Annotated in this window: 20 protein-coding genes; 13 read left to right on the top strand and 7 right to left on the bottom strand. The window is 47.5% G+C overall.

Translation table 11 applies throughout. From position 1 onward, the window contains the following. Positions 1 to 41: 41 nt before the first annotated feature. The 5 genes from AELLOGFF_RS04410 (at position 42) to AELLOGFF_RS04390 (ending at position 6,083) form a co-directional block, all read left to right on the top strand. Positions 42 to 1,040: an LLM class flavin-dependent oxidoreductase gene (locus AELLOGFF_RS04410; protein WP_159267538.1), complete on the top strand. Its 999-nt coding sequence runs from the start codon at positions 42 to 44 to the stop codon at positions 1,038 to 1,040. A 213-nt stretch (positions 1,041 to 1,253) separates the two neighbouring features. Beyond that, complete coding sequence (locus tag AELLOGFF_RS04405; protein ID WP_159267537.1) at positions 1,254 to 1,784, top strand: MarR family winged helix-turn-helix transcriptional regulator; 531 nt, start codon at positions 1,254 to 1,256, stop codon at positions 1,782 to 1,784. Then, entirely contained in the window at positions 1,781 to 3,319 is a 1,539-nt protein-coding gene (locus AELLOGFF_RS04400) for an efflux transporter outer membrane subunit (protein WP_159267536.1), read from the top strand. Before AELLOGFF_RS04405 ends, AELLOGFF_RS04400 begins: the two co-directional genes overlap by 4 nt. After that, positions 3,312 to 4,505, top strand: a complete 1,194-nt coding sequence (locus tag AELLOGFF_RS04395; RefSeq protein ID WP_159267535.1) for an efflux RND transporter periplasmic adaptor subunit — start codon at positions 3,312 to 3,314, stop codon at positions 4,503 to 4,505. Before AELLOGFF_RS04400 ends, AELLOGFF_RS04395 begins: the two co-directional genes overlap by 8 nt. A 12-nt stretch (positions 4,506 to 4,517) precedes the next feature. Further along, a complete protein-coding gene (locus tag AELLOGFF_RS04390; protein WP_159267534.1) occupies positions 4,518 to 6,083 on the top strand; it encodes a DHA2 family efflux MFS transporter permease subunit in 1,566 nt (521 codons plus the stop codon). Positions 6,084 to 6,154: 71 nt separating this feature from the next. On the opposite strand, the gene AELLOGFF_RS04385 is transcribed toward AELLOGFF_RS04390, so the two are convergent. The 3 genes from AELLOGFF_RS04385 to AELLOGFF_RS04375 all read right to left on the bottom strand — a co-directional run bounded on the left by AELLOGFF_RS04385 (position 6,155) and on the right by AELLOGFF_RS04375 (position 8,198). Then, positions 6,155 to 6,595: a BLUF domain-containing protein gene (locus AELLOGFF_RS04385; protein WP_159267533.1), complete on the bottom strand. Its 441-nt coding sequence runs from the start codon at positions 6,593 to 6,595 to the stop codon at positions 6,155 to 6,157. 213 nt (positions 6,596 to 6,808) lie between these two features. Beyond that, positions 6,809 to 7,603: a haloacid dehalogenase type II gene (locus AELLOGFF_RS04380; RefSeq protein WP_159267532.1), complete on the bottom strand. Its 795-nt coding sequence runs from the start codon at positions 7,601 to 7,603 to the stop codon at positions 6,809 to 6,811. Positions 7,604 to 7,616: 13 nt separating this feature from the next. Next, complete coding sequence (locus tag AELLOGFF_RS04375) at positions 7,617 to 8,198, bottom strand: TetR/AcrR family transcriptional regulator (RefSeq protein ID WP_159267531.1); 582 nt, start codon at positions 8,196 to 8,198, stop codon at positions 7,617 to 7,619. 237 nt (positions 8,199 to 8,435) lie between these two features. On the opposite strand from AELLOGFF_RS04375, the gene AELLOGFF_RS04370 reads away from it, so the two are divergent. The 3 genes from AELLOGFF_RS04370 to AELLOGFF_RS04360 all read left to right on the top strand — a co-directional run bounded on the left by AELLOGFF_RS04370 (position 8,436) and on the right by AELLOGFF_RS04360 (position 11,904). Then, entirely contained in the window at positions 8,436 to 8,993 is a 558-nt protein-coding gene (locus AELLOGFF_RS04370) for a carboxymuconolactone decarboxylase family protein (protein WP_159267530.1), read from the top strand. Between the two features lie 219 nt (positions 8,994 to 9,212). Then, complete coding sequence (locus AELLOGFF_RS04365) at positions 9,213 to 11,363, top strand: FAD-dependent oxidoreductase (protein WP_159267529.1); 2,151 nt, start codon at positions 9,213 to 9,215, stop codon at positions 11,361 to 11,363. Between the two features lie 106 nt (positions 11,364 to 11,469). Continuing rightward, positions 11,470 to 11,904, top strand: a complete 435-nt coding sequence (locus tag AELLOGFF_RS04360) for a MauE/DoxX family redox-associated membrane protein (RefSeq protein ID WP_159267528.1) — start codon at positions 11,470 to 11,472, stop codon at positions 11,902 to 11,904. Positions 11,905 to 12,033: 129 nt separating this feature from the next. Here the strand turns inward: AELLOGFF_RS04360 and AELLOGFF_RS04355 are convergent, their stop codons facing one another. The 4 genes from AELLOGFF_RS04355 to AELLOGFF_RS04340 all read right to left on the bottom strand — a co-directional run bounded on the left by AELLOGFF_RS04355 (position 12,034) and on the right by AELLOGFF_RS04340 (position 16,196). Beyond that, positions 12,034 to 12,639 (bottom strand): TetR/AcrR family transcriptional regulator, encoded by a 606-nt coding sequence (locus tag AELLOGFF_RS04355; RefSeq protein ID WP_159267527.1) that lies wholly within the window; start codon positions 12,637 to 12,639, stop codon positions 12,034 to 12,036. Positions 12,640 to 12,682: 43 nt separating this feature from the next. Then, positions 12,683 to 13,366 carry a glutathione S-transferase family protein gene (locus AELLOGFF_RS04350; RefSeq protein WP_159267526.1) on the bottom strand — a complete coding sequence of 228 codons (684 nt, stop codon included), beginning with the start codon at positions 13,364 to 13,366 and terminating at the stop codon, positions 12,683 to 12,685. 23 nt (positions 13,367 to 13,389) lie between these two features. Further along, entirely contained in the window at positions 13,390 to 15,207 is a 1,818-nt protein-coding gene (locus AELLOGFF_RS04345) for a long-chain-acyl-CoA synthetase (protein ID WP_159267525.1), read from the bottom strand. Between the two features lie 224 nt (positions 15,208 to 15,431). Further along, complete coding sequence (locus AELLOGFF_RS04340; protein WP_159267524.1) at positions 15,432 to 16,196, bottom strand: SDR family oxidoreductase; 765 nt, start codon at positions 16,194 to 16,196, stop codon at positions 15,432 to 15,434. A 358-nt stretch (positions 16,197 to 16,554) separates the two neighbouring features. Here AELLOGFF_RS04340 and AELLOGFF_RS04335 point away from each other — a divergent pair, with 358 nt between their 5' ends. The 5 genes from AELLOGFF_RS04335 to AELLOGFF_RS04315 all read left to right on the top strand — a co-directional run bounded on the left by AELLOGFF_RS04335 (position 16,555) and on the right by AELLOGFF_RS04315 (position 25,438). After that, positions 16,555 to 17,193 (top strand): glutathione S-transferase family protein, encoded by a 639-nt coding sequence (locus AELLOGFF_RS04335; RefSeq protein WP_159267523.1) that lies wholly within the window; start codon positions 16,555 to 16,557, stop codon positions 17,191 to 17,193. Positions 17,194 to 17,303: 110 nt separating this feature from the next. Further along, a complete protein-coding gene (locus AELLOGFF_RS04330) occupies positions 17,304 to 18,650 on the top strand; it encodes a DsbA family protein (RefSeq protein WP_235035497.1) in 1,347 nt (448 codons plus the stop codon). A 983-nt stretch (positions 18,651 to 19,633) separates the two neighbouring features. After that, positions 19,634 to 21,016, top strand: coding sequence for a TolC family protein (locus AELLOGFF_RS04325; protein WP_200842601.1), 1,383 nt, complete (start codon positions 19,634 to 19,636; stop codon positions 21,014 to 21,016). Continuing rightward, positions 21,013 to 22,293, top strand: a complete 1,281-nt coding sequence (locus tag AELLOGFF_RS04320; protein ID WP_159267521.1) for an efflux RND transporter periplasmic adaptor subunit — start codon at positions 21,013 to 21,015, stop codon at positions 22,291 to 22,293. Before AELLOGFF_RS04325 ends, AELLOGFF_RS04320 begins: the two co-directional genes overlap by 4 nt. Further along, on the top strand, positions 22,286 to 25,438 hold the full coding sequence (locus tag AELLOGFF_RS04315; protein WP_159267520.1) for an efflux RND transporter permease subunit: 3,153 nt from the start codon (positions 22,286 to 22,288) through the stop codon (positions 25,436 to 25,438). Before AELLOGFF_RS04320 ends, AELLOGFF_RS04315 begins: the two co-directional genes overlap by 8 nt. Position 25,439: the final 1 nt, after the last annotated feature.

Raw genomic sequence — 25,439 nt, 5'->3', positions numbered from 1 at the left:
TCAAACATCAATTGGCCAACCCATTAAGCACGGATTAACTCATGGTTAAACTTTCAGTACTCGACCTTTCACCCATTACAGAAGATGGCAACGCCAGCACCTCACTTCAAAACAGCCTGTCACTCGCTCAACACGCAGAACAACTAGGTTTTAATCGTTACTGGCTGGCAGAGCATCACAATATGAAAAGCATTGCCAGCGCCGCGACGGCTGTTGTTATCGGTCATATTGCAGCAGGCACTAAAACAATTCGGGTAGGTGCTGGTGGCATTATGCTGCCAAACCATGCCCCGCTTATTATTGCCGAACAATTCGGCACCTTAGAAGCGCTATTCCCACAACGTATTGATCTTGGCTTAGGCCGTGCCCCCGGCACCGATCAAATAACCGCCCACGCCATGCGGCGCAACCTTGATGCCGACGTCGACCAATTTCCCCAAGACGTTGTTGAGTTGATGAACTACTTTGGCAAACCACAAAGCGGCCAAAAAATTATTGCTGTGCCCGGCGCCGGCCTGAACATTCCGGTTTGGATTTTGGGCTCTAGTTTATTTGGCGCGCAGTTAGCCGCCTCACTCGGCCTACCCTACGCCTTTGCGTCGCATTTCGCGCCGGATCAAATGCTCAATGCCATCAAGCTATATCGCGATCGCTTCCGCCCCTCGGAGCAGCTAAGCAAACCCTACGTGATGCTTGGCTATAATGTTTTCGCCGCCGACAGCGATGCCCAAGCCCAGTATATTGCCAGCTCTATGCAGCGCGCTTTTGTCAATTTACGACGCGGCCAACCTGGTAAATTACAAGCACCAACAGATAACTATCTTGAGCAATTATCGAGTGGCGAGCAGATGCTGCTTAGCCAAATCATGTCTTGCTCGGCAATCGGCAACAAAGAAAAAGTACATCAGGATATGCAGGCATTTATTGATAAAACCCAGGCTGACGAGCTGATGATCACCTCACAAATTTATTCCCATGAAGCGCGACTAAAGTCTTATCAACTGGTCTCAGAATTTCAAAATAGCGCTCACTCCAACTAAACATCCAGTGTAAAAACCACATGATGTTAAACCTAGTCTATGCCTCCCGAAGTTGACCTTAGCTAAACATTAGGAGGCTAATACCAAAATAATGTTGCCTGCATAGTCAGATAAAAGAGGCTTGCATTTTCAGTGTGGCTGGAGGATATTAGCTGCCTAGGCAGACATTGTTATGGCAGATACTGCCTTGGCATAAACTTAAGGCACCCAACGATGAACACCCAAAAAATTCTGGATCTCACCGTAGAAAATCCAAATGGTCACTACAGCTTATCGAATTACCAAATGAACTCGAGCATCGGCTACCTTCTAAAGCGTTGCTACGGATTTTTAACATCTGTTATCGATAAACAACTAGCCCCTTACGATTTAACCCATCCGCAATTCGCCTTCTTAATGACGTTAAAGCAACAAAACTGCTCAACCGCAGCAGAGTTAGCCCGTCAATCTAATCTCGACACTGGTGCTACTACACGGATGCTAGATCGCCTTGAAGCCAAGGGCATTATTGAACGCAAACGCAGTTTAGAAGACCGTAGAGTCATAACAATCGTACTAACAGAACACGGCAAATTAGTGGTTGAGAAAATGCCAATTATTGCCATCAACGTCTTGAATCAGCATTTAAAGAATTTTGATGAAGACGAAATTTCAACCTTAAAAACACTATTATCAAAACTCATTTTTGAAGCTGAAACTATTGCCGCCACGGAAAATGACAGCAACGACGAGGGGGAAAAATGATTGCCTTCAATCCTTCCCGCACTTATGGCTACCTCGCACTATCTCTGATTGTCGGCCTGACTGGATGTGTAAATTACAAAGACATAGGCAGTGAAAAAACAATATTGAACGCCGACACTTTAGCAACGCAGCAGAGCTTAACCATCGATCAGTCAAGCTCCCCCAGCGGCGAAGCATGGCCAACACAAGTATGGTGGGAAAGCTTTAACGACCCTCAGTTAAACAACTTAATGGCAGAAGCTTTACAAAACAGCCCCACACTAGCTCTCGCTGCGGCGAAAATTGCACGAGCAAACGCCTCATTGGAAAATTCCCGTGCAGCCAATTTTCCCAGTGCAGCTTTATCTGCTGACGCAACTCGCCAACACTATACTGAAAACGGCATGTACCCCGCGCCCCTTGGCGGTTCAAGTCGCAGTAGCGCCAATATCACTCTACAAACCCAGTATGAGCTAGACTTTTGGGGCCGCAATAAGGCTGCCACTGCCGCAAGTCAATCACGGCTAGCCGCCACCCAAGCAGAGTCTGCAAGTGCTCAATTAATGCTTGCTAGCGCCATAGCTAAAACGTATTTCCAGCTGGCGGAATTACAACGGTTCCTGCATATTGGTCACAATGCACTCAAGCAGCGCCAGCAAATTTATGACCTAACCAAACAAAGAGTGGATGCAGGTCTCGACACCCTTGTCGAACTCAAACAAGCTGAAACCCAACTGCCTCTTACCCGCACCAACATCGAAATGGTCAAAGAAAACATTGTCTCAACCCAACACGCTTTAGCCGCGTTATTGGGTGCTGGCCCTGACCGCACACTAACGTTGCAAGTCGCTCTTCCAGAACCAAATATAAATTTCGATTTAGCTTTACCCCAAGACTTACCCGCAACGATTATTGGTCATCGCCCCGACCTAGTTGCCGCACGCTGGCAAGTAGAAGCAAGAATGCATGACACAAGCGTTAGCAAAGCGGCCTTTTATCCGAATATTAATTTAACCGCGTTTGCTGGTTATTCAAGTATTGGCCTTGATCAACTTATTAAAACAAGCAGTGAAAACTATGGTGTTGGCCCTGCTTTATCACTCCCAATATTTGATAGCGGCCGACTGCGCGCTAATTTAAAAACCCGTTATGCAGACTATGACGCCGCAGTTGCAAACTATAACGAAACCCTCGTTGAAGCACTCCGCGATGTCGCAGACCAATTAAACAGTTTTTTCTATCTACAACCACAATTAGAGCAACAACAGCTGGCCCTCAATGCAGCGACCACAGCGTATAACTTAGCGCTGCAGCGTTATAACGCCGGTCTTGGTAATTACCTTACCGTGCTAAATGCACAAAGTATGGTAATCCAACAGGAGCTATTCCACTCCCAGCTGCTCATGCGCGCACTCACCAATCGCGTGGAAATTTTTAGAGCACTTGGCGGTGGTTTCTTACCCCACAATGAAAACAATCACATCACAGCAATCAATACAGACACCAACCATAATGACAGCCTTTACCCTCGCGTTGTAGGAGCCCAACATGACTAATTCAACTACCCCACTTTCTCCTGTTGCTGAAAACCGTCGCCGTCAAATGTTAATTGCCAGCGTTATATTTATTATCATTGGTGCACTCTGGCTCAGCTATTGGGTACTGGTCGGACGCCACTTTGAAAGTACCGAAGACGCCTATGTTGCTGGCAATATTGTCCAAGTCACACCACAAACCTCGGGCACTGTAGTCGCCATCTATGGCGAGAATACTCAGCACGTGAAAGCCGGACAAACGCTAATCAAGCTCGATGATACCGACGCAAAAATTGCATTGTCACAAGCCCAGGCCGAACTCGCACAAACAGTACGCAGGGTGCGTTCATTATTTACGAGTAACGACGCCTTAAATGCGCAAATAGCGTTACAGCAAACCTCATTAAGTCGCGCAAAAGCAGATCTCACCCGCCGCACTGGCCTAGCGAAAACCGGTGCCGTATCCTCAGAAGAATTACACCATAGCGAAGTTGCAGTAAAATCAGCGCAATCTGATTTACTCGCTGCCCGCGAAGCACTGGCCGGCAATGAGGCACTGACCGAAAACACCACCATTGATACGCACCCAGAAGTATTAGCCGCGGCAGCCAAGGTTCGCACTGCCTATTTAAATCTACAGCGCACCCATATTCCCTCACCCGTTGATGGCTACATTTCTAAACGTGGCGTACAGCTTGGCCAACGTATTGCGCCCGGCAAACCATTGATGGCCGTAATTCCTTTAGAACAGGTATGGATTGATGCCAATTTTAAAGAGAGCCAACTGCATCATATTCGCATTGGCCAATCAGTTTCATTAACCGCAGACATGTATGGCAAAGACATAGAATACCAAGGGGTTGTTGTCGGTTTAGATGCCGGTACAGGGAGTGCTTTTAGCCTGCTACCGCCTCAAAACGCCACAGGAAATTGGATAAAAGTGGTACAGCGCTTGCCAGTGCGCATTTCTTTAGACCCGATACAACTGCAAGACTACCCCTTGCGCATTGGTTTATCGATGACAGCAGAAATTGATATAAGTGATGAAAGTGGCGCGCAATTAACTCAAACCAGCGATACCTTGCAAGCCAGTTACTCAACATCAGTATATGAGATCACTGATCACGCGGCGGACACGCTCATTGAAAAAATCATTCAAACCAATAGCGGCAATCAAACCAGTGTAGCAACGTTAGTTGCACACTAAAGGGGTTTCCATATGGCCAATGTCGCAAACGCCCAAGCAGCCCCTCTGCCCCCTTTAACTGGGGCAATGCTTGCCATCGGTGCTGTCTCAGTATCATTTGCAACCTTCATGAATGTTCTGGACTCCTCCATTGCGAATGTTGCCATTCCCACTATCGCGGGTGACCTTGGCGTCTCCGCAAATCAAGGCACTTGGGTAATCACATCATTTGCCGTTTCTAATGCTATCGCCATCCCCTTAACCGGATGGCTGTCCCAGCGATTCGGTCAAGTTCGTCTATTCATCACATCAACAATTCTGTTTGTCCTTGCGTCATTTCTCTGCGGCGCAGCGCAAAGCATAGAAATGCTTATCGCATTTCGGGTACTACAAGGTGCTGTTGCTGGCCCAATGATCCCCATGTCGCAATCATTATTACTCGCCAGCTTCCCCAAAGCCAAGGCAGGTACAGCAATGGCAGTTTGGAGCGTCACCACATTAGTCGCGCCTGTAGTCGGGCCCATATTAGGCGGGTGGATATCTGACAATTATTCGTGGCCATGGATCTTTTACATAAACGTACCGCTAGGCTTACTCGCCGCCTATTCAACTTGGACAATCTATCGGTCTCGAGAAACCGCAACCAAAAAACTCCCGGTAGACACGGTAGGTTTATCATTGTTAGTACTGTGGATTGCAGCACTACAAATCATGCTGGATAAAGGTCGCGAATTAGATTGGTTTAACTCAGGGCAAATCATTGCACTGGCCGTTATTGCAGTAGTAGGCTTAGTTTTTTTCTTAATTTGGGAGCGCAATGAAAAGCACCCCATTGTCGATTTATCGCTATTTCGGAATCGAAATTTTACCGGTAGCGTAATTGCTTTATCACTGGGTTATGGCGCCTTCTTCGGCACCGTGGTGATTTTACCATTGTGGCTACAAACACAAATTGCCTATACGGCAACCCTAGCGGGCCTAGCAATGGCCCCTGTCGGCCTGTTCGCCATTATCTTTGCTCCCATTGTTGGCCGTAATTTGCATCGCGTAGATGCGCGAAAAGTCGCCACTTGCGGTTTTTTAATCTTCGCACTTGTCCTTTTTATGCGCTCGCAATTTACCAGTGGTGTAGACAGGTGGGCCGTCATGTTACCCGCCTATATTCAAGGTTTTGCGATGGCTATGTTTTTTACACCACTTTCCATGCTCATGCTTTCAGGGTTAAAACCTGAGCAGATTCCAGCTGCAAGCGGCTTAAGTAATTTCGTTCGTGTACTCTGTGGTGGATTTGGTTCGTCAATTACCACTACCGCATGGGATAGTCGCTCTGCACTGCATCACACACAGTTAATGGAACACGCCAACGCCTACAACCCTATCTATACTGATAGCCTAAATAATCTGCAGCAGCTAGGTTTGAGCAGCGATCAAACCAACGCCATGTTTGAACGTACACTATCAATACAGGCAAGCACCCTAGGGGCTAATGATATTTTTTACTTTTCATCGATGATGTTTCTAGTACTGATCATTGCGATATGGAGCACAAAACCAATTCACGGAAAACATGCTGCAATGGACGCTGGTGGGGCACACTAACCATACACTAACCATACACTAACCATAGTTAAGTACGCCCCTTAATTCATATCAACAACACTGGCGAATACTCACGCCTCGATAACAGCGAGCGAGCTTTTAAAAGCCTGCATTAATTGGAAAAGACTATCTGCCGACATGTCATAAGGGTTAAATTTCTCATCACCCGAATATAATTTAACCAAGGACTCGGTTAAAGAAGACTCACTAACATAGGCCATATCCCACTGGGAGAAAGACCGCTTAGCGATTTCACAGTAGTCAATAAGCACCACATCGCTATGACGGTCGTCTGCAACAATCGTGTTATACGTCATATTGACCGCATGGCGAGAGCCCTCTAAGCACTGTAAAAAGTAATAATCATTAAAATACAAAAGGCCGCTGACATTGTTTTTCTTATTTTTTTCGCGCGCCTCAATTAATAGCGCTGGAGCATTTACCTCAATCACACTGCTGTCTTCAGAGGAGACAGATCGAGTACTGCAGTAAATAAGATGGTGTAAAGACATGTATTAAACCTGAGTATGGAAAAGTGAGTTCTGGCTTTCGCCAGCAAATACCCCACTAATCCACAAATATCAGCTTGTCTCTATATGTGATTATACTCATTGACCCAAATACACCTTGGGCAAGGCAGTAAAAGATCTTGTCGCTAGCCGCCAAAATACCGACAATTATCTGTATTTTTCATCAGCACACTGGCTAACAGCTCTTACTGCATTTTATTTTTCTTTCAACATATCAAGCAACTGCTGAAGATCATCAACAACGTAATCTGGCCGCTCAACTAACGGATAGAGCACCGTACCGGGCCGTTGTACAAAGGCGGTCTGCAAACCCACAGATTTAGCACCGGCCAAGTCCCAAGGGTGGGCGGCAACCATCAGCACATCTTTTGCTTCAACATCCAACTGCTCCAAAACCCAACGATAAGGGCGTGGGTCTGGCTTATACGCTTGAATATCTTCAACACTAAAACGGCGTTCAAAATATTCCGTTATACCTGCGAATTTAAACTGCGCGGCCACACCGGCATTAGAGGAGTTCGTTAAACTAACCACTTTAAAGCCACGCGCTTTGAATACTTTTAATGCCGGCACCACATCAGCATGCGCAGGAAGCTGGGTAATGGTGCCCGCTATTGCTTGCCGTGCCACAGCGGGATCAAGCTCAACGCCTTTGCTCTCAGCAACCATCATTAATGCCGCCGTTCCGATCTGGCCAAAGTCGTGATAATTTCCCGTTAAGGTTTCAACAAGAGAATAATGCAACATTGTTGAAAACCACTGGGCCAAAAGTTGCTCACCACCTGGCAGAACCTGCCCCACCGAACGGCGAAGCGGCGCCAAGTCCAACAGCGTTTCATTCACATCAAAAATTACTACTTTCGGTAAAGGCATAGCGCCATCCTCAGTTGCCGAATTTACTGTGGGCGAGCCAATAAGAAATACTAATAGTAGTGGCAACACCGGCCATACTTTTCGCGCGTTCACACCACAAGACAATACCCATTTCATAAATTCAAGAACCTCACATAATTAATTGTTTAGCTTCATTTGCCAGTGTCTTTAATGCGCTATCTGTATAAGCACCCCGACCAAGTACACGAATCGATAACGCCAAGCCCAACATTGCCTTGGCTTTTGATTCAGGGTTTAGTTCTTTATTAATTTCGCCGCGCATTTGCCCGACTTCAATACTGCGCCGAAAAAATCCCTCTATTTCTCGCAGGCCATTCGCAACAATGGCATTGGTTTCTGCATCATAGGAGCCACAGTCCAACACGGTATTAAACAAGAAGCAGCCTTTGCGCTCCTCATCAGCAACAGTACTGTTCACAATGTTATCGAAAAATTGACTTACGGCCTGACGCGGATTGTCTAAGGCTTCAAGACTGGCCAGCATCGCTGATCTATTTTCTAAATCGTATTTGAGTAGGGTTTTGACAAACAACGCTTGCTTGCCGCCAAAGGTATTGTAAAGACTCCCCTTATTGATGCCGGTTTCTTCGATTAAATTGGCCATAGAGGCAGCGTCATAGCCTTTGCGCCAAAACACGCGCATCGCTTTTTCCAGAACCACATCTTCGTCAAACGACTTTTCCCAAGGCATTTTCCATCAACTCCCTCAATTAACACGCCATTTATATCATATTTATACCAGTCGTTACAAACAACGAATTTTCACCATCCCAGCCCAGCGCCATATAATTAACGGCGACGGTGCAATATATAACGCAACAATGATTATACGACAAAATAAAGATGACACGATTTTAGTTGACCGATCGGTACAAACAATATTAGTCTATACCAATCGGTACAAACAATATGCTTAACGGAGAACACAATGACTGAATTCACACTACACACCCACGACAGCGCCCCCGAAGCCAGCAAACCTCTACTAGCCCAATCACAGAAAGCGTTTGGTATGATTCCCGGCCTCCACGCAGTGATGGCTGAGGCGCCGAGCTTACTCGAAGCCTACCAAAGAGTGCATGAACTCTTTGTAAATTCCAGCTTCAACGAGGAAGAGCTTACCGTGGTATGGCAAACCATTAATGTGGAGCACGCCTGTCATTATTGCGTTCCCGCTCACACCGGCATCGCAAAGTCTATGGGAGTAGATGAAGCTATAACCGAAGCACTGCGCAATGAAACACCGCTTGAGGACCCTAGACTTGAAGCGCTACGCAACTTCACCTTAAGCGTTGTTCGCGATCGCGGCCAAGTAGATGATCAAGCTGTGCAGGATTTTCTACAGGCCGGCTTTAGCCAGCGCCATATTCTTGAAGTAATTTTGGGGGTATCTCAAAAAGTCATGTCCAACTACACCAATCACTTGGCAAACACACCCATAGATGCAGCGTTTAAACAATTTTCATGGACTAAAGTTACTAAGTAGTAGGCAATGTATTTCTGCTTCTGGCGCAAGCTCAGAAGCAGAAGCCTATGCAATCGTCTAAGATAAGTAAGAATGCGATGTAACAATCAGCGCAGGTGTAAGTCAAAAAAGACACAAGCTAAAAACATTACTGAGCTAATTAAGTATTAGCCACCAAGATGCCAGCTAAAAGATAGCAGACAAGCATCGCAACAATTTATTTTAAGATGGAATAATTTAATGAAAAAAATAGTTTTACTGACTGTAATAGCCTGCCTCTTCATTGGATTTTTCTACTTTGATCTCGACCACCTGCTTAGCCTAGAAGGCCTTAAAAATGGCTTGAGTGAATTTGAAACTCAACGCGCAGCACACCCTGTTCTTGTCGGCGGCGCTTTTCTGGCGCTATACGTTCTTATCACCGCCTTATCCCTGCCCGGTGCGGCGGTCATGACACTGGCAGCCGGTGCTTTATTTGGACTGGCATGGGGCTTGTTTATCGTCTCCTTCGCCAGTTCAATTGGCGCGACACTCGCGTTCTTGGCTTCACGTTATTTACTAAACAAAACCGTTCAACAACGTTTTGGTGATCGCTTAAAAGCCATTAATGAGGGCATAAAAAAAGACGGGGCATTTTATCTACTAACCTTGCGCTTGGTTCCCGTCTTCCCCTTTTTCCTCATTAATCTGGTCATGGGGCTAACGTCAATTCGGGTAACCACCTTTTACTGGGTTAGCCAAGTTGGCATGCTGGCCGGCACTTTTGTTTTTGTTAATGCCGGCACCCAGCTAGCGCAAATAGAAAGTATCTCAGGGATTTTATCCCCCTCTCTACTGTTCTCCTTTGCATTGCTGGGTATTTTCCCGCTTATCGCTAAAAAGCTGCTCGCGATTATCAAGGCTCGCCGAGTATACGCAGGGTACAAAAAGCCAAGTAAATTCGACCGCAACCTGATTGTTATTGGTGCCGGTGCTGGCGGCTTGGTCACCGCTTACATCGCGGCGGCGGTGAAGGCCAAAGTCACCTTGATAGAGGCGCACAAAATGGGAGGCGACTGCTTAAACTACGGCTGTGTTCCCAGCAAAGCCCTTATTAAAAGTGCCAAACTTGCCAAACAAATGCGTCACGCCAGTGATTACGGCCTAGAAAATACTGAAGTACGATTTTCATTCCGCGCTGTAATGGCAAGAGTTCACGACGTTATCCGAAAAATCGAACCCCACGACAGTATCGAACGCTATGAATCCTTAGGGGTAGAAGTCATACAGGGTTACGGCAAGCTTATTGATCCTTGGACAGTAGAAATAAAACTCGCCGATGGACAAACCCAGCACCTCACCAGCCGCACCATTGTTCTTGCCACCGGCGCCCAACCCTTCGTTCCACCGTTACCGGGTATTGAAGAATCTGGCTATGTCACCAGCGATACCTTATGGGATACCTTCTCTAAACTCGACGAAGCGCCAAAACGCTTACTCGTTTTAGGTGGCGGCCCCATCGGTTGCGAGCTGGCACAAAGCTTTGCCCGCCTCGGCTCGTCAGTAACGCAAGTCGAAATGGCCAGCAGTATTATGGGTCGCGAAGACGCCGACGTAACCACATTGGCCCAGCAATCCTTACAAGAAGATGGCGTGGTGATTCTCACCGACCACAAAGCGCTTCGCTGTGAAGTGAATGACGAGGGCAAACAGCTTATTGTCGAGCACCAGGGACAGGAGAAAGCAATTGGCTTTGACGTCTTGCTTTGCGCCGTTGGTCGCGCGCCAAGATTACAAGGCTACGGTTTGGAGGATATCGGCATTGAAACAAACCGCACTATCGTCACCAACGATTATCTAGAAACCCTATACCCAAATATCTATGCCGCTGGCGATGTGGCAGGGCCATACCAATTCACGCACACCGCAGCGCATCAAGCGTGGTATGCCGCGGTTAATGGTTTATTCGGTCACCTTAAAAAATTCAAGGTCGACTACCGTGTTATTCCTTGGACCACATTTATTGACCCAGAGGTTGCTCGCGTTGGCCTCAATGAACAAGAGGCCAAAGAAAAAGGCATCGCGGTTGAGGTTACGCACTATGGATTGGACGATCTTGACCGAGCCATTGCCGACAGTGCTACCACCGGCTTTGTAAAAGTATTAACCAAACCCGGTAAGGATCGAATTTTAGGGGTGACCATTGTGGGTGAACACAGCGGCGACTTGCTGGCTGAGTTTGTTCTCGCCATGAAACACGGCCTTGGCCTCAATAAAATTCTTGGCACCATCCACACCTATCCAACCTGGGCAGAAGCCAACAAATACGCCGCAGGGGAATGGAAACGGGCGCATGCACCGCAAAAAATTCTACATTACTTAGAAAAGTATCACGCTTGGCGACGGGGTTAATCTGGTGCTGGCAATGCCAGCGCAATCAAATTGATCGCTCATCACAGTGAAGTTTTAAGCCGTAAATTTTATATCTACATTTAAATGCAAATCAGGAGAACACCACATGAGTACATCTACCCCCCTCAGCGGGGATCTACAAAAACCCTTGGCACGTTCACTTTTCTCACTCCGACTTGGTGTGTTTATCGTGATGCTAATGTGGACGCTAGATAAATTCGTCAACCCCGGCCACGCCAGTAAAATATTTAGTAAGTTTTATGGCCTTAATTGGCTAGATCAAAACCTTTCAATCATTATTGGTGTCGTCGAATTATTACTGATACTCGCCTTTGTCGCTGGCATGTGGCGTCGCTGGACTTACGGTGCAGTTTTACTTCTTCACGCCATGTCCACCTTCATATCGTATAAACAATACATGGCGCCCTTTGAGCATTTATTATTCTTTGCTGCCTGGCCTATGCTAGCCGCTTGCCTCACCCTTTACTGGCTGAGAGCGTGGGATACACTATGGGTTTTTCCTACCCGAAAAGGAAATTAATGCCGCAGGATTAAGGGGATGAAAAATTCGTTTAATTAGAATTTTGCCGCGTGAAACCGGCGCAGTACAACTCAAAACAGACATCATATTGAGCGCTAAATAAGCTTGGCGCTCAATATTTCAGTCACGTCAAAGCGTATCGCTAAGTAATAAATTACTGATCATCCCCACGATTAACTTCACACTGTTATCTTTATCAATGCCCTGGCTTACATGGAGCCTATGCCAAAATTCAAACGAGGCAACCGCATCAACCGCTTCACGCGTTGCCGCTGACACGGCCGCTAACTCAGGCAACCAATCATCAAGATCATTTCGCAACTTATGCTGATTTTCTGCGTAATTCTTTGTCAACACCGGTGAGCGCCAAAGCAAGGCATGGGTCGCCAAAATGATGGGGGACAAGGCAATATACGCATTGGCATGACGCTCAATAGCATGTTGTAAACGCTGCGCAAGACTGCCACTGCGATCTCCCCCACGGAACAAATCGATATAATGATCCCGAATACGCGCATCTAGCTCGTTGTATAACTGCTCCATTTCAGAGAAATGTCTAAACACCGTGCGTATGGCAATATTTGCGCGGTCGGCAACTTGCTGCGCAGTGGGGATTAACACACCTTCATTGATTAATTCCAGCATGGCCTCAATGATGAGCTGACGACTTCGCTTGCTACGCTGAACGCGGCCATCGACACCGCTTTTCTTAAGGGGGAGTTGAGCTTCACTCATACTTATCTGCGCCATGACAACAAACAAAAACTACATTGACCATTCATTTCTGCAGCATATTACGAGCCGAGTCCTTAAATTTTTCTGCCTCAGCATCATCATCTAATAAATTGCCCAAGCTAAACGGCACTTCTATCCCCTTGGCCATGCCCGGTTGATTTTGCATAACAGTGAGCCAGCGCGATAAATTATCAAGACCTTCAATAGAAACCCCAGACCACTTATGGGTACGCACCCAACACCAATTGGCAATATCAGCAATGGAATAGTCGTCGGCCAGCCACTCATTATTTGCTAAATGGCTATCTAAGACCTCAAACAAACGTCGGCACTCGTTTTGGTAGCGGTCGATCGCGGGCTGTATCTTCTCGGGGAAATAGCGATGAAACACATTGGCCTGCCCCATCATTGGACCGACGCCACCCATTTGAAACATTAACCATTGAATAACTTTGGAGCGCCCTTTTGCGTCGCTAGGCAGTAATTTACCGGCCAGTTCCGCCAAATAAATCATAATGGCCCCAGATTCAAATACCGCAAAATTGTCATTATCACGATCGACAATCGCCGGTATACGACCATTCGGATTCAGGGCCAAAAACGACGCCTGCTTTTGCTCACCGGCGCCAATATCCACGTAATGCGTTTCATAAGGCAGAGCCAATGCCTCTAAAGTACAAGATGCCTTATGACCATTTGGGGTAGGTGCGGTATACAAATCTATCATGCAAAACTCCGAGTAAGGCTAGTTTAATAACCATGCTGACCATTGACGATGGCCTGATAAAAATCACTATCTAATATTTCATAACAACTAGACTTTGGTTTTAAGACATAAACCACATCGTCTATGGTGTTTATATCGTAAGCTTCCTTACGCAAATTTGCTTTAAAGAGCTTAAACGTCACCGTCGTTTCTGCCGCCGGTTGAATCCGAACAAAAACGGGTCGCGCATAGGCGGGCATTTCATTAATCACATATTGAGAAAACTCATCAACATCAAAGTGCTGCCCTGCTTTAAGGGTAATGGCGGCCATGCCAGCCCGCCCCTCTACCTGCGGAATAGGAACGCCGTAGACATTTGCCATTTCCACCTGTGCATTGCCATTTAATATTTCGCCCACTTCATTGGTAGACACGTTCTCAGAACGCCAGCGGAAGGTATCCCCCAATCTATCAACAAATTCGTAATGGGCTAAGCCCAGCGCAAAACCAACATCAATCTGCTTTATTACATCACCGGTGTTAAACCAGCGATCCCCTTTTTTCCTTACCCCTGTCATTACCTTGCTATTTGAGGCCTTTTTATCTTGGTAACCGTCAAATTTGAAACGCTCATCAATTTTCATTAATAGAACACCGGGCTCACCCTTGGCAGCTTCTACTAATTTTCCTTTTTTATCCCGCACCATCTCATCTACGTCAAAATCGTATTTTACTAATAGAATCTTTGCTGACGTAGTGCCAATGGTTTTATCTTTATTCAACAAATTAATAAAAATGGCGTTGCCTTCGCTGGAACCGTACATCTCACTGATACGGGGTATTTTAAATCGCTGCCTAAACACCTCCCACACATCCGGTCGCAAACCATTGCCCACCATTGTTTGAATTGGGTTATTAGCTTCAGCCGATGAGGTTTTTTGCATAGCAAGATATCGACACAATTCGCCAACATAAACAAACAAGGTCGTTTGATATTTTTGGGTTTCCGGCCAAAACTGGCTGGCAGAGAATCGCCGCCGCAAAAATATAGATGCCCCAGAGAAAAGGCAGGTGCCAACACCCGGCCCCAAACCGGTAAAGTGATACAAGGGTAAGCAAAGATAGAGTCGATCTGTTTGCTTAGCTCTAAACGCGATACGCGAATAAGGCTCTGCCGCAGCCAAATAACGTCGATGAAGTATTAATGCTGCCTTTGGCAGCCCAGTGGTGCCTGAGGTAAAGATATAACAAGCTCTTTCACTGGCGCGAATATCGGCGGTCTCTGCGAGGTTCCCCGTGGGCATTTCAGCCAGATCAGCCGTTAGATCAACACTCCAACTTGGCACCACAGATTGATGGTCTGCATTATCGCGGCTAAGTGCGTCATCCTTAACCCACAAATAATCCTTATCCTTTAGGCTAAGCTCATCTTTCACATTGGCAATGCTATCAATAAGCTCCTCGCCAACAATGCACTTTTTAGATTCCGTAATACTTATGCAATGAATAAGCGAACGACCTTGTAAACTGGTATTGATAAACCCCGTTGCGGCACCTAATTTGGCTAAGGCAAAAAAGCACGCCAACATTTCAATCCGGTTTTCCATTAGCAGCGCAACACAATCGCCACGTGCTATACCCTGCTTTTTAAATGAATGCGCAAATTGATTTACCAAGGCATTAAAACGACCCCAGCTTAACTCACGTCCTTCAAAAATTATGGCGGACTTTTCAGCGTAGCGCTGCGCCGTATTCTGAAATAAAAGACCTAGGGATTTTTTTTCATTGTCTTTTGGCGGCCTATACATCACTGCCGGCAACACCGAGGTTAAATCTTTAATGACTCTTATAATTTCACTCATTGCCCAATATCTCTTATCGTTATGTGTTATTGACTAAAATGATCTTGCAAAGATGGTACGGCGTAAATGTCTCGGTATTAACTATGGAATAGTGCACAGCTTATGCTTAGTTTTATTGTCCATTCAGTCCAACTATAAAGCCCAAACATGAATTTAAAAAACACCTCAGCCAAAAAGACAAAGGTGTTTTTAGCAACCGCAAATATCATGCGGTTGAGATTCGCTTAGATCGTTAAACCACCATCGACCACAATACACTCGCCCGTAGTATAACTAGACGCGTCTGACACCAAATACAGCACCGTACCCGCCATCTCATTAGGTTCCGCATGGCGATGCATGGGAATGGTCTTAACAGCGGTGTCGTAGATATCATCATTACTAAACAACGCGCCGGCAAACTTGGTTTTGGTCAGTCCGGGTAATAAAGCATTCACGCGAATTCCGTGAGGCGCGCATTCTTTTGCAAAGGCCTTGGTCATGCTGACCACCGCCGCCTTGGTAATTGAGTAGATTCCCTGTAAAGGACCGGGTTGAAGGGCATTAACCGAGGCAGTGTTGACGATGACGCCACCCCCGTTTTCCCGCATTAATCGTCCACCCTCAACCGACATAAAGAAGTAGCCACGGATATTCACATCAACGGTTTTGGTATAGGAGTCAAGATCAGTATCGAGAATATCGCCAAAATAAGGATTCGCCGCCGCATTGTTAACCAAGATATCCAATTTTCCGTGCCCATCACGAATATGTGCAAACACCTTGCTGATATCGTCCATGCTGCCCACATGACAGGGGAATGCCTCAGCGCTACCGCCATCGGCATTAATGGCATCGGCAACGGCTTGGCAAGCTTCAATTTTACGACTGGAGACAATAACGTGAGCGCCCTGCTCTGCTAATAACTTGGCAATCTCCTCACCAATACCGCGACTAGAACCCGTTACCAGCGCAATTTTGCCGCTTAAATCAAATAAATTGGTCGCCATTATTCTCTCCTGCTATTAACTACTTTTATGTGAAATTCACTTCCCGCCCGCGCTGCTAACATAGCGATGCCGGCAGCTAGATGCTCGGCTAAATTCAGAAAATCGGTTTAAATACAGCTACTTATAGATCTAGGAACAGTGTTGAAGCACCCCTTTATTTTAATCTTACAGATGCGTCAAAAAATTTTGTCACAAACACTGACATAATGTAAAGATTTAATAGAATTCCGCAGTGTTACTCAGTAAAGTAGCTTTCTGGCGACTTTGCCACTATCGACGTAAGAAACCCGATACGCCTGACATAAAATCAATAAACACCCAGAAACAGTGCAATAACTGATAATAATTTGGAGCCACCATGATCGTTTTACACGGTAATTCCGTTTCGCCCTATGTCCGAAAAGTGCTCGTTGCCCTTGCCATAAAACAATTGGAATTTGAGCAAATTCAACAAATGCCTTACTCCGGCGACCCAGAGTTCTTCAAAATAAGCCCACTGGGCAAAATACCCGCACTGCAAGACGGCGATCTCAACCTCTGTGATTCCAGCGTCATCTGTGAATATTTAGAAGATAACTACCCAGACATCCCCACTTATCCCACGGATGCCAAAACCAAGGCTAAAGCCCGCTGGATAGAAGAGCTCGCCGGCAGCAAGGTCACCGAACTCGCGTCTGGTATTTTCTTTCAACGATTCATGCGCCCCATGTTTTTAAACCAAGAAACCGACGAAGCCCTAGTCGATAAAATCATTAACAAACAGCTCCCACCCATTCTTGATTACATAGAATCGGTACTGCCTAAAAAAGGCTTTTTGTTTGGCTCACTCACCATTGCCGATATCAGCATTGTCAGCCCCTTCATCAATGCCGGATACGCAAACTATCAGGTAGATGCAGCACGCTGGCCGGTGTTCACCGCCTTTATGGAACGGGTGAAGCAGCATGACATCGTTGCCCCACTACTCCTTAAAGAAGCGGCAATACTCGGACTGTAAACACCGCATTACTGAACAGGCCAAGTGCAAGCGGGCGCTTGGCTAAGCAGATTTTCATAGATTCAATATTACCGATCAGGAATCCCATTAGCAGAGCCATGAGCAACGTCATGAGTAGAATAAAACCCTATCTCTATAGCTTGGTAAGCAGCCAAGGGCTACTTAAATTACAGCGTGCCGTGGCAGAATGGCGACGCAAACAGGCAGATAAACCTCACCTTGTTAGCGTTTATTTAAGAATTAATGATCCCCACAGCTACCTATTGTTGCAGGTCTTACCGATACTCGCCGAGCGCTACAATATCGACTTCGATTTTAGAACGGTGCTCCGTCTTCAAGAAGATATGTATCCCGCCCCGCAACTCTGGGAACAACACGCCTTTGCCGACAGCGCCTTTTTAGCAAATCAACATGGACTGACGTTTCCTAAAACACCGCCAACAACCACCCCCGCACTGGCCAAATACGCCACAGCGCAACTGCTGCATGCCGAACTACAGGGCGACTATTTAGAACAAGCCACCGAGATTTTTAAACACTACTGGCACGACCAAGAAGACGCTCTGAATACCTGCATCGACCCACGTATTCAGCGCAATATGGAATGCTATCAACACCACCTATTGGCCAATGAAACACGGCTCCACAACAACGGCCACTACTTAAGTGCCATGCTTCACTATGGCGAAAAGCCCGGCGGCGAATGGTATTGGGGACTCAGCCGATTAGCCTACTTAGAACAGCGCCTGACCGCCCTCGGCGCGGTAAAAAATGTCACTACCCCATCGCCAAGTACTGAACTAAACACCAAGCCAAACGCTGCGTCCAACACTGGTAACAACGGCGAGAGCACACCGATCTCAGACAAAATCCCCATCATTCTCTACTGGTCAGCCAGAAGCCCTTATTCTTACCTTGGGCTTGTTCGCGCCAAAGCACTGGCCGCCCGCTATGACATACCGCTAATCGTCAAACCGGTTCTACCCATGGTCATGCGACGCATGCAGGTGCCTCGGCAAAAAGGCTTGTATATTTTTAAAGACACCAAAAGAGAAGCTGAAAAATACGGCATCCCCTTCGGCTTTGCCGCCGATCCGCTGGGGGCCGCAGTCGAACGCTGCTATGCACTGGTCGATTACGCCAGCGAACAACATTGCGCCAACCTATTCTTAGAAATCTTCACCCGCAGCGTATGGTCCGAAGGCATAGATGCGGCAACAGACACCGGCCTGAAAAAGATAGTCGAGGCGGCTGGCTTAGACTGGTCCCACGCCAAAACCCTACTCAATAATAATGACTGGCGGCATTGGGCCCAAGAAAACCTGCTGGATATGTACGACAAAGGCCTCTGGGGCGTACCCAGTTTTCACTACAGACAACTCTCGGTGTTTGGTCAGGACCGGCTTGATCGGGTGGAGTGTGCGCTGCGTGAAGTTTATATAGCGGAGCAGATATAAACTGGATGAAGATTATCGGTGAATTTCTGCCACTTGCTAGACGCTATTACCATGACTGTAAAACCCAATTTAGATTCTCTATGAACACCCACGCGATACAAAATAGGCCCGCCATATACAAGATTAAACAACTATAATAACTAATCGCTCTTTCACGGTTTGAATGACGATGAAGCTCCCAAAACATACCCGAAGTAATAGGACCGGTTGTAACGGCGTCTGGCTCAATAAGAGCGTATAACTTCCGATTATCTTTGTACTTCTCTTTATACTCGCTAAAATTAATCCCAATATCTTCAGCGTAAAACATTAAATGCCACTCAGGTCTCTTTTCAGCGCTAAAGGAGTCAAAGTTCTTGTGATCACGAATAAGCTTTGGGCATCTAAATTTAAATAATAATGTTGCTAACGTAAAGAATACTGCCGCCAGGTAAAACACTTTCCATGAAAACGGAAGGTTCAAATTGACATTAAATTCGTGCGAAAAAATTATGATGTTTGCTGTGTCTCCAATATGGATTAGCAACTTCGATGCTACCGGAACAACAAATAACCAAATATACATAGACGAAACGAGCCTCGACTCACCTATGCCCAACAACAATGACCACTCAACCTTATTCTTTAGCTTTTTAGTAATATTAATCATTGAAAAACGCGGTTAGGTCTTGGGCTTGAGCGTATATCGCAGAAGACTCTGTAGGTATGTGCAAGGCTGGCTCCTTATCTCTTTTTCTTTATTCCCTTAAGCTGATCATAACCCCGTTTCACCTTAAATCAATAATTTATGTCTGTGGTGCAAATTGAGTGAGGCCGCGTCTACTGATTGACAGTCCTGAAGCATGCTTACTCGTTACCTCTCATTGAATATTCCCTACGCCCTTCGGCGCACTTAACCCTGCCTTAACCGTCTGCCCTTTATTCTTGCCCCATACAACAGCTATGTGTCGGGCCAGCACCCGCTGATTATTGGGGAACCACCAGTGCAAACCTTTAAAACACCACCGCGCTTTACGGCGCTGTATTTGAGTATGGCCATATTGGCAGGCTGTGCCGCGTCGCCCACCTCGCAAAATTATGCCCAACAAGCGCAGGCAGACCTCAACATAACAGAACAGGCTGCGACTGAGGCCGAGCAGGTAGCACCAATACTTCTACCGGAGCTGATCGGTTCAGAGAGTTTGAATGCCTTAATTGATCAGGCTTTAACCGCTAACCCCAGCTTGCAGCAAACCCTGCTGACCCTTGAGATCACCCAATTACAGCGCCGCCAAACCGGCGCTGATCGCCTGCCTGATTTAGACGCGGGAATATCAGCGTCTAAACAAGAAGAGAATAGCACCACCGCCAGCGAGACCAGCCACACTGGCTCACTCACTTTAAGTTTGAATCTTGATTTGTGGGGAAAGCTCAGTGACCGTTACAAGGCGGCGGGTAAAGATGTGGCGCAGCAGCGAGCCATTTACCATGAAGCAAAAAATGCCCTTGCCGCCGAGGTGATGACCGCGTGGCTAAACAGTGTGGCACTACAACACGCCATTGATATTGAAAGTCAGCGCTTACAGAGCTTAGAAAAAACCGCGCAATTTATTGCGAACCGTTACCGCAGCGGCCTAGGTAATTTAGAAGATATTGATACGGCCCGCAGCGCGGTTTATCAATCACAAGCGCGGATGGCCGAGTACAATGAAGACCTAGCTCGCCAGCAGCGCGCACTCGGTCAATTACTGGGCCAAAGTGAGGTCGCGGACCTGACTGAACTGAACGACTACCCCAGCGTGCTACTTCCAGTTGCCGCGCTCCCTGAACAAAATCTTGAACAACGTCCAGACCTACAAGCGGCCTACTTTGCCATTGAAGCTAATCAGCTGCGCAGCAAGGCGGCTTATAAAGACATGCTGCCAAACCTAAGCCTGCAAGCCGCACTTGAAGACACCGCAAGCTCTTTGTCGTCAGCTTTACTTAAAACCCCAGTGTGGTCACTGCTTGGGCAATTGGTGGCGCCCTTGTATCGTGGTGGTGAATTGCGCGCGGCGGCTAAAATTGCCGACCTTGAAATTGCCCAGAGCTATCAGGCATTTCGTGAAAGCCTACTCAACGCCGTGGTTGAAGTTGACGACGCCCTTGGCAGTGAACAAGAGCTTGCCAAACGCCAAGCCCATATTAGTGATGCACTGGAAGCCGCCAAGCGCACCACCACCCAATATCAAAGTAAATACCGCGCTGGCTTAGTGGATATTCTGGACCTACTCACTGTTCAGCAGCAGAGCTACGACCTAGCAGCACAACTCGACAATCTCATTTATCAACGACTCGCGAACCGAATTGCCCTCGGTCTCGCCTTGGGCCTTGGAGTACAAGCATGAGCCGCAAGCTATCCCCCACTGTTATTCTTTTGCTGTCTGTCGCACTACTGGTGACGGTTATTTTATATGTGATGAGCGCCAGTAAAGCGCAAATGAATAAGCCCATGCCGCAGCCGCCCGAGCAACATGAAAAAGCCAGCGTAAGTGTTAATGACGTCACCGTGGGGCAGTACCAAGCTAGCGTGATTGGCCACGGTGAAATGCAGGCTCGCTACCAGCTGGATTTAACCGCGTATGTAAGTGGTCGCATTGATTCTTTGTCGCCGCTGTTTGAAGCCGGACAGTTTGTTAAGGCAGGCACAGTGCTGGCCCAAATTGAAGACAGTGATTACCAAGCGGCCTATGCCGAAGCAGAGTATGACGTCAAGGCAGCTCAGCAAGCCTTGCTTGAAGAAGAACGCGAACAAGCCCAGGCCGAGCTAGAGTGGCAGGCTTCTGGCTTAGAGGGCGAACCAGATTCTGAGCTGGTATTGCGCAAACCCCAGCTTGCCACTGCCAAAGCCGCACTGCAGCAAGCTAAGGCAACACTCAGCAGCGCCAAGATAGACTTAGAACAAAGCCAAATTACTGCGCCATTTGATGCGGTGATTGTGTCTCGTGACATTGCCCCGGGCAGTTATGTGCAGAGCGGCACAGCCATTGGCACCCTGTACAGTGCCAGTCGCTTAGAAGCTGAAATTCCGCTGAGCGCACAACAGTGGCAGAATTTACCCGCTGAAAAAGACATGCTCGCCGAACCCGCTTTGCTGGTTACCGTTAAGGACGTAGAAACCGGCGCAACTTGGAGCGGCAAGGTGCTGCGCACCGAGGGCCACTTAGACAGTAGCACTCGCCAGCGCGCCCTAATCGTTGCCGTAGAATCACCAATGACGCAATCACCGGTTTTGATTCCCGGCACGTTTGTGCAAGTAACCATTCAGGGACGCGCCATTGATGGCTTATGGGAACTGCCCAGCTCAGCCCTGAGTCAGCGCGGTAGCATTTGGTATATTGACGCTAATAGTCAGCTCGCCAGCTTTGATACCAGTCCCCAGTTTAGCGTTGGCGACAAGCTGTATATCGCCCCACCCGCGCCACTCTCTGAAACTTCTCAGCAAGTACTTACTCATCCGCTAAGCAGCTATATAGAAGGGATGGCAGCACAGGCGCAAGGTACAAGCACGTCAGCAATGAAATTAGCGCCACGGACTGAACCACAGTCTCCAGCTGGCTCAGCACCTCGTCAAAAACCAGAGGCGCGGCCAGCAGGCATGCCACAGGAGTCAAACCATGAGTAACGGCGGCCCTTTAAGAGGGATTATTTCGTGGTTTGCCAGCAACCCCGTTGCAGCCAACTTACTGCTCTTGCTGGTCATTGTTCTGGGCATAATGGAAGTGGGCAGCATCCGTAAAGAGGCTTTCCCCAGTATAGAGCCCGACAGAATTACGGTCTCTATCGTCTACGACAGTGGTTCTGCCGACCAAGCCGAGGAAGGCTTAACAATAAAAATTGAAGATGCGCTAGAAGATATTATTGGCGTAAAAACAATTACCAGTACCTCGACTGCCAACGGGGTATCGGTTGTTGTTGAGAAAAAATCTGGCTATGACTTAGACACTTTACTGCGCGACACCAAGTCTGCCGTAGATGCCATTTCTAACCTACCAGACAAAGCCGAACAGCCTGTAATAGAAAAAGCAGAGCGAGAAGAACACGCACTGTGGCTACAGCTTTACGGTGAAACCAGCCGGCACAATTTGCAACAACTTGCCGAGCGTTTGAAAACCGATTTACTGGCGAATGCCAATGTTAGCAAGGTGTCGATTAGCGGCACCTTAGACCCGATGATGTCTATCGAAATTGATGAGGGCCGCTTGCAGGCATACGGCATTAGTTTGTCCGACGTTGAAACGGCGGTAAACAACGGTTCCACTACCACCCGCACACCGGTATTAAATGCAGAAAACATTTATCTGCAATTAAAAACTGCCGAGCAAGCTTACGAGAAATCTGAGTTTGCCGATATCCCTCTGCTTACTACTTCAAGCGGCACCGAAATTCGCCTTGGCGATGTGGCTACCATACAAGATACCTTTGATGATGAAGGCTCGGTTCTGTCGCGCTTTGCCGGTAAAGACAGCATTGCCTTACAGGTGATTACCACCGGTAACGACGATATTTCAAATACCGTAAAAGGTGCCCAGCAAGTCGTAGACAAGTGGATAGCTGACGGCAGACTCCCCGAATCTGTAGAACTGGCTAGCTGGTACGACCGCAGCGAAAGCATTATGGATCGCCTCAACTTACTGGTTGAAAACGCGCTATTAGGTGTGGTGTTAGTGTTTATTATGCTGGCGCTATTCTTGAATTTAAGCGTGGCAATTTGGGTCGCTCTGGGCCTACCGTTTATTTACTTTGGCACCCTGTATTTAATGGGCGACAGCGTTATGGGCATGTCGCTGAATGAGTTCACTACCTTTGGCCTGATTATGGCGCTGGGGATAGTCGTCGATGATGCGGTGGTCATCGGCGAAAGCATTTACACCCAGCGAGAGAAATACGGCGACACCATAGACAATACCATTCAGGGCACCTTGAATGTGGCGTTGCCCACGCTATTTGGGGTACTTACCACGGTGGCCGCGTTTTATTCGCTGTCAAAAGTTAGCGGCAATTTGGGTCAAATTTACTCGCAGTTTGCGGTGGTTGTCGGCATTTGCCTAATGTTATCTGCTGTTGAATCTAAGCTGATTTTGCCGTCGCATTTAGCGCATATAAACACTCGCTCCAAAACCGCAAAAAACAAAATCACCCGCGCTTGGCAGCAGTTACAAAATACCATAGATGCTGGGGTGCAATGGTTTACTGAGAACGTCTACCGCAAGGTCATCGACGGGGCGCTACGCCAGCGTTACGCGGTGCTGGTGCTATTTTTAGCGATCTTTGTTGGCGTGGTGAGTATGCCTTTTACCGGCGCGGTAAAAATGAGTTTCTTCCCAGCGATTAGTGGCGATACAACCCAAGCAACGTTAACCATGCAGGCCGACGCCAGCTTTGGTATTACCCATAGAAATTTACGCACCTTAGAAAAAACCGCCTATGAGGCCGATGCCCAGTTACGCAATAACCAGGGTGAAAGCAGTATCACTAACCTGCAACTATTGTCTAGCGGTATTCAATCTGGTGGCGTCACCGTAGAACTAGGCGACGACACGCCTTACAGCATGGACGCCTTCACCAATCGCTGGCGGCAACTGACAGGCGAGCTTGAAGGGGCGCTATCGTTGACTATTCGCAGTCATCGTCATATGACCGACGCGCTGCGTATTGAGCTGCGCTCTAGCGATGACGATGTGTTGGCCGCAGCCGGTGAGAGCTTAAAGGAAAAACTTCAAGCCATCCCCGCTGTTAGCGGCATTGAAGATAACCTCACTCCCGGTCAGCCTCAGGTTCAGTTAAAGCTTAATGACCAAGGCCGCGCATTGGGACTGACTACTGAAGATTTAGCAAGCCAGGTACTGCAAGCCTTTGAAGGACAAGTGGTACAGCGCTTCCAACGCAGCACCGACGAAGTCGAAGTGAAGGTACGCTACCCCGAAGCAGATCGCGGCAATCCGTCGAATTTGCTCGCGGCCAAAGTCCGCACCGATGACGGCAGCGTAGTGCCACTGTCGAGTATTGCCACCATTGACTATGGTTTTACTCGGCAGTCTATTAACCGTATAGACAGTATGCGCGCCGTGTATATTTCATCTGACGTTGATAAAGACATGCTGTCATCTACGGAATTGGTTGCCCAGCTAAAGGATCAAATTATTCCGCCGCTGCTAAAACAATACCCCGGATTAGATGTGCATTTTGCCGGTGAGGCCGAGGAGCAAGCAGAAACCCAAACCTCTATGGCGAAGGTGTCGGTGATGGCGATGCTGATTATCTTTATGCTCCTGGCGATACCACTGCAGTCGTATATCCAGCCCATAATCATTATGACCGCGATCCCCTTCGGCATCGTTGGTGCCATTCTTGGCCACTGGTTTAATGATCTGTCCTTGGGTATCCTCTCATTTAACGGCATTATCGCCCTCAGCGGCGTGGTGGTGAATGACAGCTTGTTACTGGTATCGCGGTTCAATGAACTTAAAAAAGAAAGCGATAATATCCACGACGCCATCAGCGAGGCCTGCCGCAGCCGCCTACGCGCGGTGTTTTTAACCTCGGTTACAACCTATGTTGGTCTAGCACCGCTATTAGGTGAAACATCGACGCAAGCGCAGTTTTTAATCCCTGCAGCGGTATCTCTGGCTTACGGTATTCTTTTTGCCACCGTGATTACCCTGATCATTATTCCTGCGCTACTCTATGTTCAGAACGATGTTAGCAACTTGTTAACCCGCGGCAAGAATTACTTGTTTGCCAATAACGCCACAAGCATAAAACCGTAGT

It is taken from the genome of Zhongshania aliphaticivorans (assembly GCF_902705875.1).
Lineage (GTDB): Bacteria > Pseudomonadota > Gammaproteobacteria > Pseudomonadales > Spongiibacteraceae > Spongiibacter > Spongiibacter aliphaticivorans_A.
Note: the sequence above shows the minus strand (reverse complement) of the source record. Positions and strands in the feature narration are given on the sequence as shown.

Bases quoted from the DNA above. Each gene is read 5' to 3' on its own strand.
- AELLOGFF_RS04410 (WP_159267538.1), top strand. From the start codon at position 42: ATGGTTAAACTTTCAGTACTCGACCTTTCACCCATTACAGAAGATGGC.
- AELLOGFF_RS04405 (WP_159267537.1), top strand. From the start codon at position 1,254: ATGAACACCCAAAAAATTCTGGATCTCACCGTAGAAAATCCAAATGGT.
- AELLOGFF_RS04400 (WP_159267536.1), top strand. From the start codon at position 1,781: ATGATTGCCTTCAATCCTTCCCGCACTTATGGCTACCTCGCACTATCT.
- AELLOGFF_RS04395 (WP_159267535.1), top strand. From the start codon at position 3,312: ATGACTAATTCAACTACCCCACTTTCTCCTGTTGCTGAAAACCGTCGC.
- AELLOGFF_RS04390 (WP_159267534.1), top strand. From the start codon at position 4,518: ATGGCCAATGTCGCAAACGCCCAAGCAGCCCCTCTGCCCCCTTTAACT.
- AELLOGFF_RS04385 (WP_159267533.1), bottom strand. From the start codon at position 6,595: ATGTCTTTACACCATCTTATTTACTGCAGTACTCGATCTGTCTCCTCT.
- AELLOGFF_RS04380 (WP_159267532.1), bottom strand. From the start codon at position 7,603: ATGAAATGGGTATTGTCTTGTGGTGTGAACGCGCGAAAAGTATGGCCG.
- AELLOGFF_RS04375 (WP_159267531.1), bottom strand. From the start codon at position 8,198: ATGCCTTGGGAAAAGTCGTTTGACGAAGATGTGGTTCTGGAAAAAGCG.
- AELLOGFF_RS04370 (WP_159267530.1), top strand. From the start codon at position 8,436: ATGACTGAATTCACACTACACACCCACGACAGCGCCCCCGAAGCCAGC.
- AELLOGFF_RS04365 (WP_159267529.1), top strand. From the start codon at position 9,213: ATGAAAAAAATAGTTTTACTGACTGTAATAGCCTGCCTCTTCATTGGA.
- AELLOGFF_RS04360 (WP_159267528.1), top strand. From the start codon at position 11,470: ATGAGTACATCTACCCCCCTCAGCGGGGATCTACAAAAACCCTTGGCA.
- AELLOGFF_RS04355 (WP_159267527.1), bottom strand. From the start codon at position 12,639: ATGAGTGAAGCTCAACTCCCCCTTAAGAAAAGCGGTGTCGATGGCCGC.
- AELLOGFF_RS04350 (WP_159267526.1), bottom strand. From the start codon at position 13,366: ATGATAGATTTGTATACCGCACCTACCCCAAATGGTCATAAGGCATCT.
- AELLOGFF_RS04345 (WP_159267525.1), bottom strand. From the start codon at position 15,207: ATGAGTGAAATTATAAGAGTCATTAAAGATTTAACCTCGGTGTTGCCG.
- AELLOGFF_RS04340 (WP_159267524.1), bottom strand. From the start codon at position 16,196: ATGGCGACCAATTTATTTGATTTAAGCGGCAAAATTGCGCTGGTAACG.
- AELLOGFF_RS04335 (WP_159267523.1), top strand. From the start codon at position 16,555: ATGATCGTTTTACACGGTAATTCCGTTTCGCCCTATGTCCGAAAAGTG.
- AELLOGFF_RS04330 (WP_235035497.1), top strand. From the start codon at position 17,304: ATGAGTAGAATAAAACCCTATCTCTATAGCTTGGTAAGCAGCCAAGGG.
- AELLOGFF_RS04320 (WP_159267521.1), top strand. From the start codon at position 21,013: ATGAGCCGCAAGCTATCCCCCACTGTTATTCTTTTGCTGTCTGTCGCA.
- AELLOGFF_RS04315 (WP_159267520.1), top strand. From the start codon at position 22,286: ATGAGTAACGGCGGCCCTTTAAGAGGGATTATTTCGTGGTTTGCCAGC.